Annotated in this window: 17 protein-coding genes; 5 read left to right on the forward strand and 12 right to left on the reverse strand. The window is 40.0% G+C overall.

Going from position 1 to position 16,420, the window contains the following annotated elements; all coding sequences use genetic code 11:
- Entirely contained in the window at positions 1-636 is a 636-nt protein-coding gene (coq7, locus tag E0H87_RS00540) for a 2-polyprenyl-3-methyl-6-methoxy-1,4-benzoquinone monooxygenase (RefSeq protein ID WP_131321419.1), read from the forward strand.
- Between the two features lie 69 nt (positions 637-705).
- On the opposite strand, the gene E0H87_RS00545 is transcribed toward coq7, so the two are convergent.
- The 5 genes from E0H87_RS00545 to E0H87_RS00565 all read right to left on the reverse strand — a co-directional run bounded on the left by E0H87_RS00545 (position 706) and on the right by E0H87_RS00565 (position 4,258).
- Positions 706-1,233 carry a hypothetical protein gene (locus E0H87_RS00545; RefSeq protein WP_131321421.1) on the reverse strand — a complete coding sequence of 176 codons (528 nt, stop codon included), beginning with the start codon at positions 1,231-1,233 and terminating at the stop codon, positions 706-708.
- Positions 1,234-1,298: 65 nt separating this feature from the next.
- Positions 1,299-1,748, reverse strand: a complete 450-nt coding sequence (locus E0H87_RS00550; RefSeq protein WP_131321423.1) for a 2-amino-4-hydroxy-6-hydroxymethyldihydropteridine diphosphokinase — start codon at positions 1,746-1,748, stop codon at positions 1,299-1,301.
- On the reverse strand, positions 1,705-2,085 hold the full coding sequence (gene folB, locus E0H87_RS00555) for a dihydroneopterin aldolase (RefSeq protein WP_131321425.1): 381 nt from the start codon (positions 2,083-2,085) through the stop codon (positions 1,705-1,707). The genes E0H87_RS00550 and folB overlap by 44 nt, the downstream gene beginning before the upstream one ends.
- 82 nt (positions 2,086-2,167) lie before the next feature.
- Positions 2,168-3,466: an ABC1 kinase family protein gene (locus E0H87_RS00560; RefSeq protein WP_131322477.1), complete on the reverse strand. Its 1,299-nt coding sequence runs from the start codon at positions 3,464-3,466 to the stop codon at positions 2,168-2,170.
- Between the two features lie 48 nt (positions 3,467-3,514).
- Positions 3,515-4,258, reverse strand: a complete 744-nt coding sequence (locus tag E0H87_RS00565; RefSeq protein ID WP_131322478.1) for a HesA/MoeB/ThiF family protein — start codon at positions 4,256-4,258, stop codon at positions 3,515-3,517.
- Positions 4,259-4,519: 261 nt separating this feature from the next.
- Between E0H87_RS00565 and E0H87_RS00570 the strand changes: the two genes are divergently transcribed.
- Positions 4,520-4,999 carry a spore coat U domain-containing protein gene (locus E0H87_RS00570; RefSeq protein WP_131321427.1) on the forward strand — a complete coding sequence of 160 codons (480 nt, stop codon included), beginning with the start codon at positions 4,520-4,522 and terminating at the stop codon, positions 4,997-4,999.
- On the opposite strand, the gene E0H87_RS00575 is transcribed toward E0H87_RS00570, so the two are convergent.
- The 7 genes from E0H87_RS00575 to E0H87_RS00605 all read right to left on the reverse strand — a co-directional run bounded on the left by E0H87_RS00575 (position 4,996) and on the right by E0H87_RS00605 (position 13,641).
- Entirely contained in the window at positions 4,996-6,009 is a 1,014-nt protein-coding gene (locus tag E0H87_RS00575; RefSeq protein ID WP_131321429.1) for a spore coat protein U domain-containing protein, read from the reverse strand. The two genes, E0H87_RS00570 and E0H87_RS00575, sit on opposite strands and share 4 nt — an antisense overlap.
- Complete coding sequence (locus tag E0H87_RS00580; RefSeq protein ID WP_131321431.1) at positions 6,000-8,378, reverse strand: fimbria/pilus outer membrane usher protein; 2,379 nt, start codon at positions 8,376-8,378, stop codon at positions 6,000-6,002. The genes E0H87_RS00575 and E0H87_RS00580 overlap by 10 nt, the downstream gene beginning before the upstream one ends.
- A 6-nt stretch (positions 8,379-8,384) precedes the next feature.
- Positions 8,385-9,110: a molecular chaperone gene (locus E0H87_RS00585; RefSeq protein WP_131321433.1), complete on the reverse strand. Its 726-nt coding sequence runs from the start codon at positions 9,108-9,110 to the stop codon at positions 8,385-8,387.
- A 33-nt stretch (positions 9,111-9,143) separates the two neighbouring features.
- Complete coding sequence (locus tag E0H87_RS00590) at positions 9,144-9,614, reverse strand: spore coat U domain-containing protein (protein ID WP_227547288.1); 471 nt, start codon at positions 9,612-9,614, stop codon at positions 9,144-9,146.
- Between the two features lie 200 nt (positions 9,615-9,814).
- A complete protein-coding gene (locus tag E0H87_RS00595; RefSeq protein WP_131321438.1) occupies positions 9,815-11,458 on the reverse strand; it encodes an AMP-binding protein in 1,644 nt (547 codons plus the stop codon).
- Positions 11,459-11,652: 194 nt separating this feature from the next.
- On the reverse strand, positions 11,653-12,789 hold the full coding sequence (locus E0H87_RS00600) for an acyl-CoA dehydrogenase (RefSeq protein WP_131321440.1): 1,137 nt from the start codon (positions 12,787-12,789) through the stop codon (positions 11,653-11,655).
- Between the two features lie 81 nt (positions 12,790-12,870).
- Positions 12,871-13,641: a 3-hydroxyacyl-CoA dehydrogenase gene (locus tag E0H87_RS00605; RefSeq protein ID WP_131321442.1), complete on the reverse strand. Its 771-nt coding sequence runs from the start codon at positions 13,639-13,641 to the stop codon at positions 12,871-12,873.
- A gap of 140 nt (positions 13,642-13,781) precedes the next feature.
- On the opposite strand from E0H87_RS00605, the gene E0H87_RS00610 reads away from it, so the two are divergent.
- The 3 genes from E0H87_RS00610 (at position 13,782) to E0H87_RS00620 (ending at position 16,379) form a co-directional block, all read left to right on the forward strand.
- Positions 13,782-14,801, forward strand: coding sequence for an AraC family transcriptional regulator (locus tag E0H87_RS00610; protein WP_171458322.1), 1,020 nt, complete (start codon positions 13,782-13,784; stop codon positions 14,799-14,801).
- A gap of 178 nt (positions 14,802-14,979) precedes the next feature.
- A complete protein-coding gene (locus E0H87_RS00615) occupies positions 14,980-15,330 on the forward strand; it encodes a hypothetical protein (RefSeq protein WP_131321446.1) in 351 nt (116 codons plus the stop codon).
- 137 nt (positions 15,331-15,467) lie between these two features.
- Positions 15,468-16,379 (forward strand): bestrophin family protein, encoded by a 912-nt coding sequence (locus E0H87_RS00620; protein WP_131321448.1) that lies wholly within the window; start codon positions 15,468-15,470, stop codon positions 16,377-16,379.
- The last annotated feature ends 41 nt before the right edge of the window (positions 16,380-16,420 follow it).

Raw genomic sequence — 16,420 nt, forward strand, 5'->3', positions numbered from 1 at the left:
ATGCGTCACTATACGGGCATTGATAAGCTCATTAACTCTTTTGACCAAGCACTTCGTAGTCTCGTGCCAGGGACGACCGCAGCGCAGCGAGAAAATCCTGCTGCTCCAGAAGAAACGCAATTGGCTGTAAGTGAAGCACGTCATGTGGCAGGACTCATGCGTGTCAACCATAGTGGTGAAGTATGTGCTCAAGCCTTATATCATGGGCAAGCTCTCACTGCGAAGCTACCGAATGTCCGTCGTGAAATGGAAAAAGCGGCTCTTGAAGAGCAAGATCACTTAGCATGGTGTGAAGACCGCTTAAAAGAACTCGATAGCCATACCAGCTTATTAAATCCAATCTGGTATAGCTTGTCTTTTGGTATGGGGGCACTGGCTGGTATTGCAGGTGACAAATATAGTCTTGGTTTTGTAGCCGAAACTGAACGTCAAGTCAGTCTGCATTTGCAGCACCATATTAGCCAACTTCCTGCGCAAGATAACCGTTCTCGTAAGATTTTAGAACAAATGAACGAAGATGAACTGCATCATCGTGATACTGCACTCAATGCAGGTGGTGTCGATTTACCAATGCCTGTTCGTATGACCATGACCGCCATTTCAAAACTCATGACTAAAACCAGTTATTTTATTTAATCGACTCAATCTATTTTTGCAGTAAAAAGCAGTGCCAAATGGCACTGCTTTTTTATACGTCAAATTTCATTATTGAATCAGAACCCTATTTCCAGTCTGTTGTAAATTACCTGTATATTTGGGTTCAAGCGAAGGATTACCCGGATAACTTCGACCATTAAATTTTAGAATGACTTGTCCCACGCCTCGTGAATAAACCGACAAATCTGACCAACCTTGTGTTTTGCTATTTAAAGCAACTATCGGCACATCAGTTACGGTCATTTTACTGTGGGGTTGGAATTTCTCATGACTCATGCCCTGAAAAACCAATACCGTACATCCACCTGTACCACACCAGTTCAACCCTCTTAACATCACAACTGCATCTTGAATACCATCATGATTCAAATCATAGAATGCATATTGATATAAAGGCTGTTCCTGAATAGACAAATAGACAGCTTGTTTAAGTGCTCGCAGCATCGTTTCATCACCAGCCAAATCCGTCGTTGAGCTTGGCGGCTGCGCTGTTTCTGTATTCTCGATGGGAGCATTTGAGCTACATGCAACGACTAAACTACTGAGCAATGCACATAGAAAAAAACGAATTTTCATAACAGCGAATCTCTTTTAGCTGTTTCAAGGATCATTTTAAAACAGTAACCCGAAAAGACGCGTTTTTATATGTTAATAACCTCAAGGCATTTCACCGTGGGGAACTGATGTTTGGAATCTTCAAAACTTGGATCTGGCCAGACATCTGCCATTGGAATTTTTACATCGAGTGCTAAAGGCATTTTCTTAGGATTAAATTGCATCTGCTCTAACGACATTCCCCATGCAATAAGATCAACATCAAGTGATATTTGATGAGATGGACGAACACGACCTGAATCGGATTCCCATTGTTTTAATTGTACAATGATTTGCTCAGGGTTTAATTTTGAATGCAATAGACAAGCTGCATTCCAATAATCTGCCCCCACAGCATCACGACATGGAATCACATAAATTTTGGAAAACTCGACCGCACCAAGCGCGCAGACCTGTTGATAAGCGTAACGAAAATTTTGCTGAGGATTAAGATTACTCGCCAGTGCTAGGGCGTAAATCGTTTCGGTGGCGTTCAATACGAATTCCTACAGAATTTGCTTCTGCAATAATGGCAGGCTTACGAATCGTAATTTTAATCGATTCTATTGCAGGATAGGTAGAAAAAAGCGCATTAAGTACCAATTTTGCAGCATGTTCAATTAATTTAGGTTGGGCTTCTTGAATCACTTCTGCAGAAATGCTGCAAATTTCAGCATAATTTAAAGTATCTTCAAGCTCATCTGAACAAGCTGCTGCTTCTAAATTGGTATGAATCATCAAATCTAACATTAAAGGCTGAATGATCTGTCGCTCCCAATTGAAGCAACCCACCACAGTATTCACCTTTAAGCCTTCAATGACTATCGCATCCATAACATGATCCTTAAATTTCAAACTATCCATGGCTTAGGCACATTGCATTTTAACCATGAATAGCGCAGTAGAAATTTGAATATTAATTTTTCAACATCAAACTTGGATCAATAGTTTGCACCATTTGCAAACGCTGGTCTGCATAAATATCAGTATAAGGTGCAAGGACGCGCATAAATCGATCGAAATACAACATTTGTTTAAACAGTAAGGCAAAATCGCGCGGGAAGCGAATCCCATGACGCTCTCCGACAGCAACCATATCCATCATAATGTCATTTAAGTCCGCAGGGTTAGAACTCAAAATTTCTTGTGGGTCTGCCAGCAATACACCGCTAAATAAGCGCTCTAAATCCGCAGCCAAAACATGAGTATCTATAGCGACATCGGTCATCCCCATTCCAAGCATACTTTCAGCCATCAACGTGTAGTTTGTTCTTTGTAGCGCATCCATAAATGCCATACATGCAGTCCAAACTTCAGGTTTCAATTGCCCCACAATACCAAAGTCAATAAAACCAATGCGTCCATCTTCAAGCAGCATTAAATTGCCTGCATGCAAATCTGCATGGAAGCTATTACACATCATAAGACTGCCAAACCACGTGTTCATAGCAGTAATGAGCACTTGTGATGGATCTTTAGAGTATTTTTTTACCACTTCAAAATCAGTCAAAGGCACACCGAATAGACGTTGCATCGTCAATACACGGCGGGTTGAAAACTGATGATAAACCTTTGGTGCTGTTGCCGCTTTGTTGTTCGTCGCATTTAAATAATTGACGAAATCATCAATATTTTGCGCTTCTTCAATAAAGTCGACTTCACGCACCATACGGGTTTTAATTTCATCAACAATATCTGCCAATGAAGCAAATTTAACTTTGGGTACTGCCTTTTCCAAAATTTTGGTGGCCCAGTGCAAGACATTCAAATCGGTATAGAGAATTGTTTCTACACCCGGTTTTTGAATTTTCAGTACAACATCTTCACCTGTAACCAGTTTTGCAGCATGCACTTGCGCAATTGACGCTGAAGCCAACGGCTTTTCCTCAATTGAAGCAAAAATTTCATCTAAATTACGACCAGCAAATTCGGAAGCCAAAACCTGCTGCACATAACTAAACGGTAAAGATGGTGTCTGATCTAGACAGCCTTGAAATTCCTCGACAAATTCACGCGGAAATAACGACGGCGTACTTGCAATAAATTGACCTAACTTAATATAAGTCGAACCTAAATCTTCAAAGGTTTCACGCATCAACTTGGCGTTGGTTGGCTTTTCAGTTGCATATTTAAAGCCAGCCTTTGCCGCAACAACTGCGGTTTCCCCCATACGGGCAACTGAACGCAGTCCATCTAGCCAGATATTATTTTTCATCATATTTAAATGTAGTTAAAAATGCATAGTCGTGAGTTTAACAAAAAATTAAGACTTTAAGGATGATCTTGCCTGACAGTCTGGACAATTTTGATCTTTCTCAAATGCCAAAATTCGTTGTTTCATACTTAAACCATCCCAGAGCAGCAGTTTTTGCAATAATGGCATACGGTTTAAACCTAAATACAATAAAGTATGATGCGCTTGTAAACTGGCCATCACATTCGGCGTAGTCGAAAGCACACCAGAATCGGCACAGCGTAGGCTCTCATTGTTATGCTGTTCTTTAGGAAATAGACAGTTGTAACAAGCGGAATCCCCTTCCACCATAAATAATTGTCCTTGAAAACCAATTGCAGAGGCACTAATCAAGGCAACATTTTGCTGTTTACAAACTTGGTTAACCAAATAACGCGTGGTGAAATTATCACAACCATCAAGCACTAAATCTTGCGAGCTTATCAATAATGTGGCATTGGTTTCATCGAGCTTAGCAACATGATGTTCGACTCGAATATAGGGATTAATTTGAGCTAAACGTTTCGCCAAGATCTCAGCTTTATAAAAACCAATGTCCGATTGAGTAAATGCAATTTGCCGCTGCAAATTACTCGTTTCAATATGATCGGCATCAATCAGGGTAATTTTACCAACCCCTGCTCGTGCCAATAACTCTGCAACGGTACAACCAATTCCACCACATCCTACAATCAGAACATTGGCTAATTTTAGTTTTTCTTGCGCCTCTAAATCCCAACCGTCCAACAAGATCTGTCGGCTATATAAATGCATTTCTTCGTCTGTTAATTCCAGATCATTTTCAGATACCAAGTTCACTGTTCTTCCGTTGAGAGTTTTATATCACTACTGAGCGATTATAAGGGATAACTAAGCTTTGGCGACTAAGTATTATCACACTGAATATGTGACTTCTTCAGCCCACTAAGCACCATTGAGTTAGAATATGAACAGTTACATGATTTAACTTCAGACGAAGTTATATATTTCAGGTATGCTGAAATAAAACGTATAAATGTATAAAACGCGCACTTTATGAAACTGTATTATTCTGCCTTTTTCGCATGTACTTTAGCCGCAGCATCTGTCTATATTTATGCAGCGCAACAAGACTCGACTTCATTTAATGTCAGCATTACCATTAAAGAAATGTGTAATATCAAAACAGCGAATGGAACAAACTTGGATTTTGGTACAGTCAATCGTGCATCGAAGCCCAATATGCAAAGTACTCATCTTGCGGTAACGTGTACCCAAGGCACGCCTTACAACATTGCATTACAAAGTCAACGAAAAATGACCTCAACAGAGGTAAATAACTTCAGTATTCCTTACGACCTCTATCAGGATGCCAATCGTACGACTCTTTGGGGGAGTGAAACTCAAAATGCTTATCGCAATACGGGTACTGGACGTGCCCAGACTGTACCTGTATGGGGAACAGTGAATCAATCCGATACAGACGTTCCAACAGGGGTTTACAGTGACAAAGTCACTGCTGTGATTACCTATTAATAAGTTAAGGTGACTGTAATGGTATCTTGATACTCACCTGGCGGAACACTTGATGTACTTTGCGGGACTTTCCCATAAATTTGAATTGTTTGTGTCCCATTGGTTCCCGCCCCCTGTGAAGTATTCGTATTGCTCCAAGGCTGCTTATGAGCCGCATCTTGATAGAGTTCATACGTAATGTACTCTGTTCCATTTCGCATACGGCGATGTGTACCATCATAATTCAACCCTTGGTCCAAGCCTACTTTCCATGTTGTATTGAGTGGACAAGACAGATTCACGGTTGTACTACTCGTAACACCTTTAGATAAATCATCAATATGACCAAAATTTAAATCTGAGGCTGCCATAAGGTTACAACTATTTTCATAATTAGCAGTTACGCTTAGGCTATTTGAAGTCTTATTCGAGGATTGTTTTGCCATCACCTCTTCTGTGCTGAGCTGCCTCTCTTCGCTAAAGCCGTATAATAAGGTGACCGCAATATCATTATTATTCCTAAAACTACCTGCGGTGACATTTTGGCCCGAATACACCAATCCATATAAAGGCAAATTGAATACTTTGCTGTTTTCATTAACCGATATAGTTTTATATATACACTGTAACGTCGATAAATCAGCTTTCGTATCAATGCGTTTTGTTAAAGCGGCGTCATAAAACAAGTCATAGGATAAATAACTCTGCGGCCAAATAGAATAATTGACCATCTGGCGCCTATTATTCAATAGGCCCAATCCCCCTGCTGTGGCATACGGACATAATGCAACATTCACTGTTTGTTTATGTCCATATTGATTACACGTCACTTGCCAGTTGGTGTAATTACTTTTGCCTTTGCTAGAAACTGAGCCAAAATTTAAGGCAGGCCCTGACAACCAGCAACTTCCCGTAGCTGCATGAGCTGAAGGGCTCAGCCATGTTGCACCAAGAATGATAATGACTGCAAATAGACTATATAAACTCAAGGCTCGAATTATTGTTTTTTGAGAGAAAAGACTTAGCGACATTGTACGTTCCCCATATCCAGAAAGCCGTATTGTTGACTAAAATCTGGTAAAACCACCTTACAAACTGCATCGTCTTGTTCAACATAAAGCTGTTGAGATGACGGATTCTCAAGATAAATCATCCCGTCACGACCTACAATCGTGTGCTCTGCGGATGCCAAATCAGGCAAAGTATCTTGTACCCAAACACGACTGCCCATTTTTAATGGTGCACCTTGCTGATCTGTTGCACTCAATTGAATGGCGCGCATTTTATAAATTGGAAATTGAACCACCACACCACTAGCGTTATACGGTACTGCATCTATACGTGTAGTTTCAATTTTATATTCCAAAGGTAAATCTAAAGTATCAATTGAAATATCGTTATGCTGATACGGATTTAAGGTATCGATGAGCATTAAACCCTTTTGATTGGTTTTCCCTACCACGCGATTTTCTAATCGGACTGGAATATCGGAAACCCCTTCGGTTGAAACCACAGCAAAAGAGTTCAAGGATTGTCGCATTGGAAACACTGACTTTTCCATCATCACTAAACTGCCTCGAGCAGAGCCAACCACCGTGGTGTAGTCTTCAGTATTAATCTTGGCACTTTGTAAACCGATATCCCATTCGCCCGTCTGCGTTTCCCGCTGAAGCTGTCCTTGCACGCTATAGTTGTTGCTGTCACTAAACTCAAGATTTGTTTGCCAGCCCCAATCATCTTCGTTCTGTATTGCTGTTTTACGAATATTGGCAGAAAGCTTATTTCGGTCTGTGTCCTGTTGCGCATTTAAGGTCGCATTGGTCTGACGGTCTAGCGGTATATTCAAAGACAGAAAAAAAGTATTTTCTTGCTCATTTAAATTTCGGGTCATATTCACAGTTAAATATTTTTTGGAAGGAAAATAATATGACCAGTTAAAGATCAAATATTTATTTTCAGAATTTTGATTTTTTTGTGCCACATAACTACCACCAAATTGACCATAATCTGTATTTACCCCCAAGAAAGCATGGTCTGACTGTTGGATATAACCATAACCAAGCGCACTTGCTAAATCACCGAAATTGCCATCACTTTGCTGATGATGTAGAGAGAAATTAACATAAGGATTATTCCATTCATAACCGATAGCATAAGATTGCCCCAGTTTTTGGTTTAATTCACTGTAGCTATAGGCACCATTCAAAATACCCCAACTATTTGGCAAACGATGAATAATACCTAATCCCGCCAAAGCGACATCACTGGAATATTCAGCATGACTTTCAAGAGTCGTATTATTACTTAAACCATGTCGCAATGTTGCATTAACAACAGGTTCATCTCCATAACTAAATGATTTAACAGCATAATCAAGCTTGTTCACCCCCAGATTAACCTCCCAATCAGATAAGCCTTTTTGCAACAATTGTGAGGTTCCAAACAATGAAAAATTCACAACACGTTGCTGACCATTTAAATCGGTTATGAGAAGCTGTGCATTACCCGCCCCAGTAATTGACGGTGATGCCTGTATATCGAATTGTCCTGGAAGCACATCACTGGTACTTTGCTGTATGCCATTAATTAATAAATCGACAGTCGAAGGTACAAGCACCGAACCTTTAAAGGACTCTAGTGGTGATGTGACTTGATACGGTTGTAAATTGAAATTTTTAGCTATTTTTATTCCCGAAATACGCGTTGAACGTGTCCATTCTAAAGCACGGGATTGACTATCCCCTACCGTCAAAGTAATCGCCCGATCAGCAAAATCTTTTTGCCAATAGGTATCTAAAATCTGGCTTGTAAGCTCATCGGTCGTTTTGGTTTTGGTATAGGCATGATTGGCAGAAACACTGAATATATTGCCCGTTCCCACACCAAATAAGCGTAATTCATTCCACCCACTTAAAGACCAAACATCTTCAGTTGCTTGGGAATAAAGATCATAGTTCAATAACACGCCTGGCTTAATCTGCGCAGGATTGACTTTAGCGCGAGGAATTTGCTCATAACCCGAGGTTGTATTTGCCTGCAAAACTTCCATGGGTACGGTTAAGTCAATGTGTTGTTCTGCTGAATTATAGTGATAACTGAGTCCTTTAATTTGCGATAAAGCAATAAACCCCGTATGACCCAAGGCATCTGCAGCATGAATGTTTAACTGTAATTCTTGTAGTGTTTCGCGGGAGATTAACAAATCTTGCGATGTCTGAATAAAATGTCCGTAGACCGAACTAGATGCTTGATTCAATACCACACTTAAATAGAGTTCTTGCTGATCAATGATATCGGAACTGGGCTGAACCATCTCATGGGGCTGAGTGACTTGTGCATGTAATGACGATGTACAAAGCAGCATCTGAAAAAGCGCACTGCGGTAAACAAACTTGTTCATCACCAATTACGGAATAGGCAATGTCTGAGCTAAACCATCTGTATTTATTCGCGCTTCAAACTTACCATTAGGTTGCATTTGTACATGAACTGGGATATTCCACTGCATGGTTTGTCCATTCAGTACATATCCCACTAAACCCTGAATTAAAGGGATTTTGACACCATTAGGATTGATATAACTTAATTCACTTAATCGAATATGGCTTTTACCATTGTTGTGAATGGTTAATTGCTGATTGTGGTAGTTAAAGCTCACTTGATCAAGTGAGGTTAATCCACTTTTCGATGGCATCATTTCTGTTGATTGAACAAATACAGGAATGGAATATTGCAGTAAAAGTTGTAGTCCAGTTTGTTGACCACTCTGACTCGAATTCGGCAGCTCATCAATCAATAATCGATATGTCTGTTCCTGAACCGTATTTTGCACATGCATGTTCAATACGCGAATCAATTGACGATCGCCCGCTTTAATCTCTGTAATCGAAGGGCTTGCCACTAAATCTTTTGAAGCATTGAGTTGATCTTTTCCTTCAGCCTGAGTCCAGCCAAGTACACGCGTTTGTGCGCGAATCGGTTGATCACTGGTATTGGTTAGCCAAATTTCTTTGGCTTTTTCACCAGTCGAGAATGTCACGGAAATCGGTGAAACCTGCAAGCTCGCGGCTGAAAGATGAAACGAACAGAGTGAAACAATCGCAGCACAAATACTTGGAATAAATTTGTTCATATATTGCGTCACTCTATAAATTCAACTTCAAACTTAGTAAGTTACAGTCGCAACCACTGTATCTACGTAGTTCCCCGCTTCAACATTGGTATCGCCTGCCAATTTAGCATAAACAGGGATTGCTTGATCTTTACCGCTACCTGTTTTGCCTAATAAATTGATTGCATCCCATTCCGTTTTACGTGCTGCATCTTGATACAATTTATACGGAACTTTACTGGTTGATCCAGTATTTGTATTCTGCATTGCACCAGTACCCGCTAAGGCAATTTTATAAGGTGTGTTTAATGTGCAAGTTACATTCAATTGACCCGTGGCCGTACTATCCGTACTGGTTGAGCGATCAACAGCACCAAATACCACATCATCTTTAGAGGTAAATTTACAAGATTCATTCACAGTGATCTTTACTTGAAACTGTGTTGTATCAGTCCCTGCTGCATGAGTAGCAATAGAAGAAAATGCAAAAGTAGCAATAACTGAAGAAAGAATGATTTTTTTCATAAACAACCCCAAAAAAGTGACTTATGGCACACTTATGTAAGAATGTTGGCATTATATCGCTCATTTATTCTCTGTAAAGGCTTTTTACAAATTTAAATCACATGAAAAATATATTTAAAAATTACAAAAGTAATCCAAGTAATTGATATAAAAAAACGCCCCGAAGGGCGCAAAAGCAAGAAGGATTTAACCGAAAGAGATTAACAAGCATGCTGCATTTTTTGCAAAGCAATCTCTTGTTGTTTTAAAAGATTACGTTGAATTTTACCACTAGATGTTTTAGGCAGGCTTTCTACAAATTCAATTTCTTTAGGATAAGCATGTTTCGATAAACGAGAGCGGACATATTGCTGTAATTTTTGGTTCAAATCTTCACTCGCCGGATATTGTGGTTTCAAGACGACAAATGCTTTCACAATTTCAGTGCGCTCTGGATCTGGCTTTCCAATCACAGCAGATTCAAGAACTTCCTCACACTCTAATAATGTGCTTTCAACATCAAAAGGCCCAACACGATAGCCTGACGTTGTAATGACATCATCATCACGTCCAATAAAATCAATACCACCAAACTCATTCAATTGAACCATATCACCTGTCAAATAATAGTTCCCAACAAAGGATTTACGATTCTGCCCATCATAACCCTTAAACCAGAATAAAGCGGATTTAGAACAGTCGATTGCCAAAGTGCCTACTTCACCCTGTTCTACTTCCTGATGCTGTGCATTCAGGACTGCGAAGCGATGCCCAGGGATGGCAAAGCCCGCAGAACCAACTTTTTTCGGATGTGCTAATGCATGATGATTAGCAATAACCATCCCGAGTTCTGTTTGACCGTATTGATCATAAATATTGACGTCTAAATCATGATTAAACCAATGAATCACCTCTGGCGTCAGCGGTTCACCTGCACTACTCACCACACGTAAATGCTGTTTAATTGACGCATTAAATTTCTCTTTGAATCCAAAGAACATTCGAAAAGCAGTCGGTGAACCTGTCAAATTAGAAACTTTATGTTTTTGAATGACCTCTATAGCCTGATCTACATTAAATGGGCGCTCATCCATAATAATGCTATGGCCCAAACTGAGTGGTCCAGTAATGCCATAATATAAGCCGTAAGCCCAACCTGGGTCTGCAAGGTTCCAAAAAGAATCTTCTTCACGTAAATCTACTGCATGGGTCATATAACCTTTAAACGCCAAAATCGCACGTAATGGCACAGGTACCGATTTGGCTAAACCTGTTGTACCCGAGGTAAACATCATCAAAAAATCATCATCAAAATGCCGCATTACCGCAGGACAATCCGCATTTTTTTCGTCGAGTTCTTGCCAGAAATCTGGATCAGTTTTAAGACCGTTCTCATCAGAATGTACAGTAAGAATCTGAGCGACATGGATATGATTTAGCTTAGAGCGCTGTTCAGAATTGGTCACAATCAGTTTTGTTTTAGCAACCTCAATACGATGCTCAATCGCCTTAGATTCAAAGGCAGTAAATAAGGGCTGATAAATGGCTCCAATGCGCCAAGTTGCTAAAACAGTAATCAGCAGTTCTGGCGTACGTGGCAAAAGCCCTGCGATACAATCGCCCGCCTGAATTCCAGATTGCAGGAAATAGTTCGCCAGTTTACCTGAAGCTTCATCTAACTGCTCAAAGCTCCAACGCTGCGATTCACCCTGTTTACCTTCCCAGATTAAAGCCGTTTTATGTTGCCCCAAATAACGTGCACAACATTCAACATAAGCATTTAGGGCTTGTGGTGTTCCAACCAAATTGTCTTGAATTGCTTTTTCAAGACTAAACTCTTGATGGGCTTCTAGTAACGTCTTCATGACTCCAACCTCTTCCTTGCACAAAGCATCTCGCTTTGTTTTTTAGCTTTTATTGTTTTCCACAATCTATTCTAGAATTGGGTGATGTACTTAGCTAATCATGCCTTGATGGATGCATCAATTTCCAAATCCATCAATCTAATTGCTGTTTTATGCACATCAAGAACATACCATCTCAATGTGCAAATCTGTTTTTAAACTTGGGTAATCTCTCGGGCAATCAGCAAGCGCTGGATGTCGGATGCACCTTCATAAATTTGGCTAACACGCACATCACGATAAATACGTTCCACTGGGAAATCATTCACATAGCCATAGCCGCCATAAATTTGAATCGCGTCGGAACAGACTCTTTCCGCCATAGTAGATGCAAATAATTTTGCCATTGAAGCTTCTTTTAGACAGGGTTGTCCCGCATCTTTTAGACTTGCAGCATGCAAAATCAGCTGTCGTGCTGCTTCAATTTGTGTTGCCATGTCGGCTAAACGGAAAGCCACAGCTTGATGCTGCACCAATTCCACCCCAAAAGCCTTACGTTCATTGGCGTATTCAATTGCCGAATCTAAAGCCGCGCGAGCCATACCAACAGATTGTGCTGCAATACCAATACGCCCTGACTCTAAGTTGGATAATGCAATCTTGTAACCTTGACCTTCTTCACCCAATATATTTTCCGCAGGAATTCGGCAATTCTCAAACACAATAGTGGCTGTGTCTGAACAATGCTGCCCCATTTTTTCCTCAATTCGCGACACGATATACCCCGGAGTATCCGTTGGTACGAGGAAGCAAGAAATGCCTTTTTTCCCTGCGGACTTATCCGTCACAGCAAAAACAATGGCTAACTGTGCATGCTTGCCTGTTGTAATAAACTGCTTTGTGCCATTCAAAACCCATGTATCACCATCACGCTCTGCACGACATTGCAATGCTCCCGCATCCGAACCTGCCTGCGGCTCGGTTAAGCAAAAGCAACCTAACCACTCTCCTGTTGCCAGTTTTGCTAGATATTTCTGCTTTTGTTGTTCTGTACCATATTTGTAGGTAATGCCACATGGCAATGAATTTTGAACGCTGACAATTGTGGAAATTGCACCATCACCCGCTGCAATTTCTTCAATAGCCAAGACCAGTGATACATAATCCAGACCTGCACCACCCCATTCTGGCGGTATGGTCATACCCAACGCACCGAGTTCACCTAACTGCTTTAACTCTTCGGCAGGAAATTGCCCAGTTCTATCACGCTCAGCCGCAGTGGGTTTCAGTTGTGTTTGCGAAAAATCGCGCAACATCTCCTGAACCATTTTTTGTTCATCATTTAATATCATGTAAATACTCTTATTTATTCTCTATTCTGTCTTTTGCATATCCAAATTGTGCAAACTTATTATCTATACACGTATTTAGCTTTATTTCGGTGCCATACGAATCGCACCATCTAGACGAATCACTTCGCCATTCAAATACGTATTTTCCACAATGTGTCCAACTAAACTGGCAAATTCTTCTGGTTTAGCCAAACGCGGTGGAAACGGTACCATTTGTCCTAACGCATCTTGCACGTTTTGTGGCATACCTTTAAGCATCGGGGTTTCCATAATCCCTGGTGCAATTGTCATTACACGGATCGCATTTCGTGCCAGTTCACGGGCAAGCGGTAAAGTCATAGCCACAATTGCACCTTTTGACGCCGAATAAGCTGCTTGACCAATCTGTCCATCGTATGCGGCAACGGAGGCTGTATTAATAATCACACCTCGATCTTCTTCATCGTTTTGTAATTCATACTTCGCCATCAATTCCGCAGCAAAACGAATCATATTAAAGCTACCCGTGACATTCACCTCTAGGACTTTTTGAAACATCGCCAAGTCATGTAAACCATCGCGTCCCAAAATTTTTGCAGACGGCGCAATGCCAGCACAATTGACTAAGCCATTGAGTTGACCAAAATCTTGCTCTACATTTAAAAAGAAAGACTTCACGCTTTGTTCATTGGTCACATCTAAAGGATAGAACTTGGCATTTTCACCCAAATGTTGTTTTAAGGCATAGCCCAGTTCTTGGTTCATATCGACAAAAGCAACACGAGCTCCTGCATGTATCAGATATTTAACCGTGGCAGCACCTAAACCTGAAGCACCACCTGTAACCACAAAAACTTTATTTTGAATTTTCATTTCCCTATCCTATCTTTTTGAAAGTTCATACTCGACTTTAGCTTCAGAGTAAACACTGTCAAGCTTGAGTACAATTTCCAAATATTGCATTATTAATGATGGATTTGGACAGTGGAATGTCTGACGATTTGGATTCTTACATGCGTGAACAACCATTAAATTTCGATAAAGGCAGCATTTCGATGAGTCTGGTACAGGAAGCTGTACTTTCTGCGCATCATCAAGGACACAATATTCAGGAGATCTTACAAAGTGCGGGAATTCCCGCAGAATTAATGCAATCCAATAAAGCGCGGGTTTCTATTTCGCAATATGCCCAACTTTGGATTGAACTGGCTAATCGTATGGATGATGAGTTTTTTGGTATGGATCACCACGCTTTGCGACGTGGCAGCTATCAATTTATTTCTAAAGCCGTCATGCAGAATGAAACGCTTGAAAAAGCACTTAAGGATATTTTGAAATTCTTCAATTTAATTTTAGATGATTTCCAAAGTGAATTAATTCTTGAGCAGCATGTTGCACGCATTATTATTCATGATAAAAAGCAGCCAAAGCGCATGTTCAGTTATGCAACCTACCTGATGTTAATTCACACTTTAATGTGTTGGTTAGCCAGTCAACGCATCCCCCTTAACTTAATTCAACTCAAGTGCGAAAAACCTGTAACGGATGAAGATTACCGTATTCGGTTCTGTTCCAATATTGTCTATTCTACCCTGCAAAACATCATCGAGTTTGATCGAGACTATTTAAATATTAAAATTAAACAGGATAAAAAATCGTGGTATGAGTTCATTTCACAAACGCCACACAATCTCTTGGTTCGCTTTAAAAATCCACATGCGCTCAGCACTCAGGTTCGTAAATATTTACTACAAGTTCCACCTGCTGAGTGGATTGAGTTGAACGTACTGGCACAACAGCTCAACATGTCGGAAGCAACCGTACGCCGCCGACTGAATAGTGAAGGCTGTAATTATCAACAATTAAAAAATGATATCCGTCGTGATACAGCCATTGAACTTTTAACTAAAACTGATAAACCTCTACATGAAATTAGTGATGAACTGAATTTTCATGACCCAAGTGCCTTTCATCGTGCTTTTAAAAAATGGACAGGACTGAGCCCTGGTGCTTATCGTCAGTCCAAAGAATAAGCATGTTCACGAAAAGTAGATCAAACCAATACAGTTTTTTCTTACTGCTCAGTCATCTGGATTGGATTGCAAATTACGCCATATTAGTATATTTTTCATTCAATTCTAAAGCATAATTTTATGCTTATTTTCGGCTGTACTCCTCCTGTTTTATCACCTTAACTTAAAGGTAAACGTTATGTTTAAGATGATTGATGTACTTGATCAAAATCTCGTGCAAAATTTTACCCATTCTCTAAACTCCCCGACTGAATTAGATGAATTGTTCTGTCAAAGCCTACTCAATGTTTCAGAAGTTGAGCTGCAAAATGTGATTGCCCAATTTTTCTCGCAACATGATGCTATGGCAAAAGCAAAGGCACTCGAACTCAGTGATGAAGCTATCCTGCGCTTACAAACAGGTGAAAACCTCACTGTAGGCACAACGCTTACGCATACCTCTAAAATTGTCGCACTCTGCTTAGCAGAAGAAATTGATGCATTATCGAAAGTTGAGATTTCTGAAATTTCAGCAGACTATTTCGTTTAAATTAACATTTAAAAAAATTCAGCAAATTAGAAAAGACGACATTCATGTCGTCTTTTCTTTTAAATGACTTCGCTGTCTCTTGCACAGCACAGTTTGTCTGTGGAACACTGTTCTTGTTATAGAGATGGTGTAGATCAATGATTGTTCGAGATAAAAATAATAGTTTTAGATTACTTTTTGCATGGTCTGGCACCATCTTACCCAAAGTATTACCCGCACTTTTAATCGTCGTATTGATTTCGGCGATTTTAGTTTATCTTGGTTCGCATCACTACTTTACTATTCCCGCGGTTCCAGCCATTGGTTTTACCATTTTCGGTGTCATTCTCTCCATCTTTTTAAGCTTCCGTAACAATGCTTGTTATGACCGTTGGTGGGAAGGACGTAAACTCTGGGGTGCATTAATTGCCAATTCACGCCATATCTCTCGTGATTCGCATGTTCTCAGTATGGAACGTCGCAATATCTTGATGTATCGCGTCATGCTATTTACTCATTTATTACGCGATCGTCTTAGAGCTCAACCGCAATCGTTCGAGTTTTATCACGATAAAGTCGATTTCAATTCAGCGCAGCTACAACAACTCAGTACAAAGATTAATGCTGCACAATATGTACTTGAAGCCATTCAAAAAGATTTAGTCCTCGCATTACGTAACGCAGAAATATCCGACATTATTTACAATAGTTTAAATCAACATATTATTGAGTTAGGCAATATTCAAGCAGGTTGTGATCGAATTTTAAGTACCCCTTTACCTTTTTCATATTCTGTACTTTTACATCGCACCGTTTATTGTTTTTGCTTTATTTTACCTTTTAGTCTTGAAGCCAGTTTAGGCATTTGGACTCCAATCTTAGTGGGCTTAATTGCGTATTTATTTTTGGGTTTAGATGCATTAAGTTCACAAATTGAAGAACCTTTTGGGTTACAAGACAATGATCTGCCATTAAATTCAATTGTGCGTTTAATTGAACGCGAAATGTCCGAATCACTTGATATTGAACTGCCACCTGCAATTCAACCAAACCATCATAATTTAACTTAATTTTTGAACCTTTTAGGACTCTATAGCATTATCTAAAGCAG

This window comes from Acinetobacter sp. ANC 4178 (assembly GCF_004331175.1).
GTDB lineage: Bacteria > Pseudomonadota > Gammaproteobacteria > Pseudomonadales > Moraxellaceae > Acinetobacter.

What these genes read in the sequence shown, in the direction of transcription:
- coq7 (WP_131321419.1), top strand. Translation starts at nt 1, where the DNA reads ATGCGTCACTATACGGGCATTGATAAGCTCATTAACTCTTTTGACCAA.
- E0H87_RS00545 (WP_131321421.1), bottom strand. Translation starts at nt 1,233, where the DNA reads ATGAAAATTCGTTTTTTTCTATGTGCATTGCTCAGTAGTTTAGTCGTT.
- folB (WP_131321425.1), bottom strand. Translation starts at nt 2,085, where the DNA reads ATGGATGCGATAGTCATTGAAGGCTTAAAGGTGAATACTGTGGTGGGT.
- E0H87_RS00560 (WP_131322477.1), bottom strand. Translation starts at nt 3,466, where the DNA reads ATGAAAAATAATATCTGGCTAGATGGACTGCGTTCAGTTGCCCGTATG.
- E0H87_RS00565 (WP_131322478.1), bottom strand. Translation starts at nt 4,258, where the DNA reads ATGCATTTATATAGCCGACAGATCTTGTTGGACGGTTGGGATTTAGAG.
- E0H87_RS00570 (WP_131321427.1), top strand. Translation starts at nt 4,520, where the DNA reads ATGAAACTGTATTATTCTGCCTTTTTCGCATGTACTTTAGCCGCAGCA.
- E0H87_RS00575 (WP_131321429.1), bottom strand. Translation starts at nt 6,009, where the DNA reads ATGTCGCTAAGTCTTTTCTCTCAAAAAACAATAATTCGAGCCTTGAGT.
- E0H87_RS00580 (WP_131321431.1), bottom strand. Translation starts at nt 8,378, where the DNA reads ATGAACAAGTTTGTTTACCGCAGTGCGCTTTTTCAGATGCTGCTTTGT.
- E0H87_RS00585 (WP_131321433.1), bottom strand. Translation starts at nt 9,110, where the DNA reads ATGAACAAATTTATTCCAAGTATTTGTGCTGCGATTGTTTCACTCTGT.
- E0H87_RS00590 (WP_227547288.1), bottom strand. Translation starts at nt 9,614, where the DNA reads ATGAAAAAAATCATTCTTTCTTCAGTTATTGCTACTTTTGCATTTTCT.
- E0H87_RS00595 (WP_131321438.1), bottom strand. Translation starts at nt 11,458, where the DNA reads ATGAAGACGTTACTAGAAGCCCATCAAGAGTTTAGTCTTGAAAAAGCA.
- E0H87_RS00600 (WP_131321440.1), bottom strand. Translation starts at nt 12,789, where the DNA reads ATGATATTAAATGATGAACAAAAAATGGTTCAGGAGATGTTGCGCGAT.
- E0H87_RS00605 (WP_131321442.1), bottom strand. Translation starts at nt 13,641, where the DNA reads ATGAAAATTCAAAATAAAGTTTTTGTGGTTACAGGTGGTGCTTCAGGT.
- E0H87_RS00610 (WP_171458322.1), top strand. Translation starts at nt 13,782, where the DNA reads ATGCGTGAACAACCATTAAATTTCGATAAAGGCAGCATTTCGATGAGT.
- E0H87_RS00615 (WP_131321446.1), top strand. Translation starts at nt 14,980, where the DNA reads ATGTTTAAGATGATTGATGTACTTGATCAAAATCTCGTGCAAAATTTT.
- E0H87_RS00620 (WP_131321448.1), top strand. Translation starts at nt 15,468, where the DNA reads ATGATTGTTCGAGATAAAAATAATAGTTTTAGATTACTTTTTGCATGG.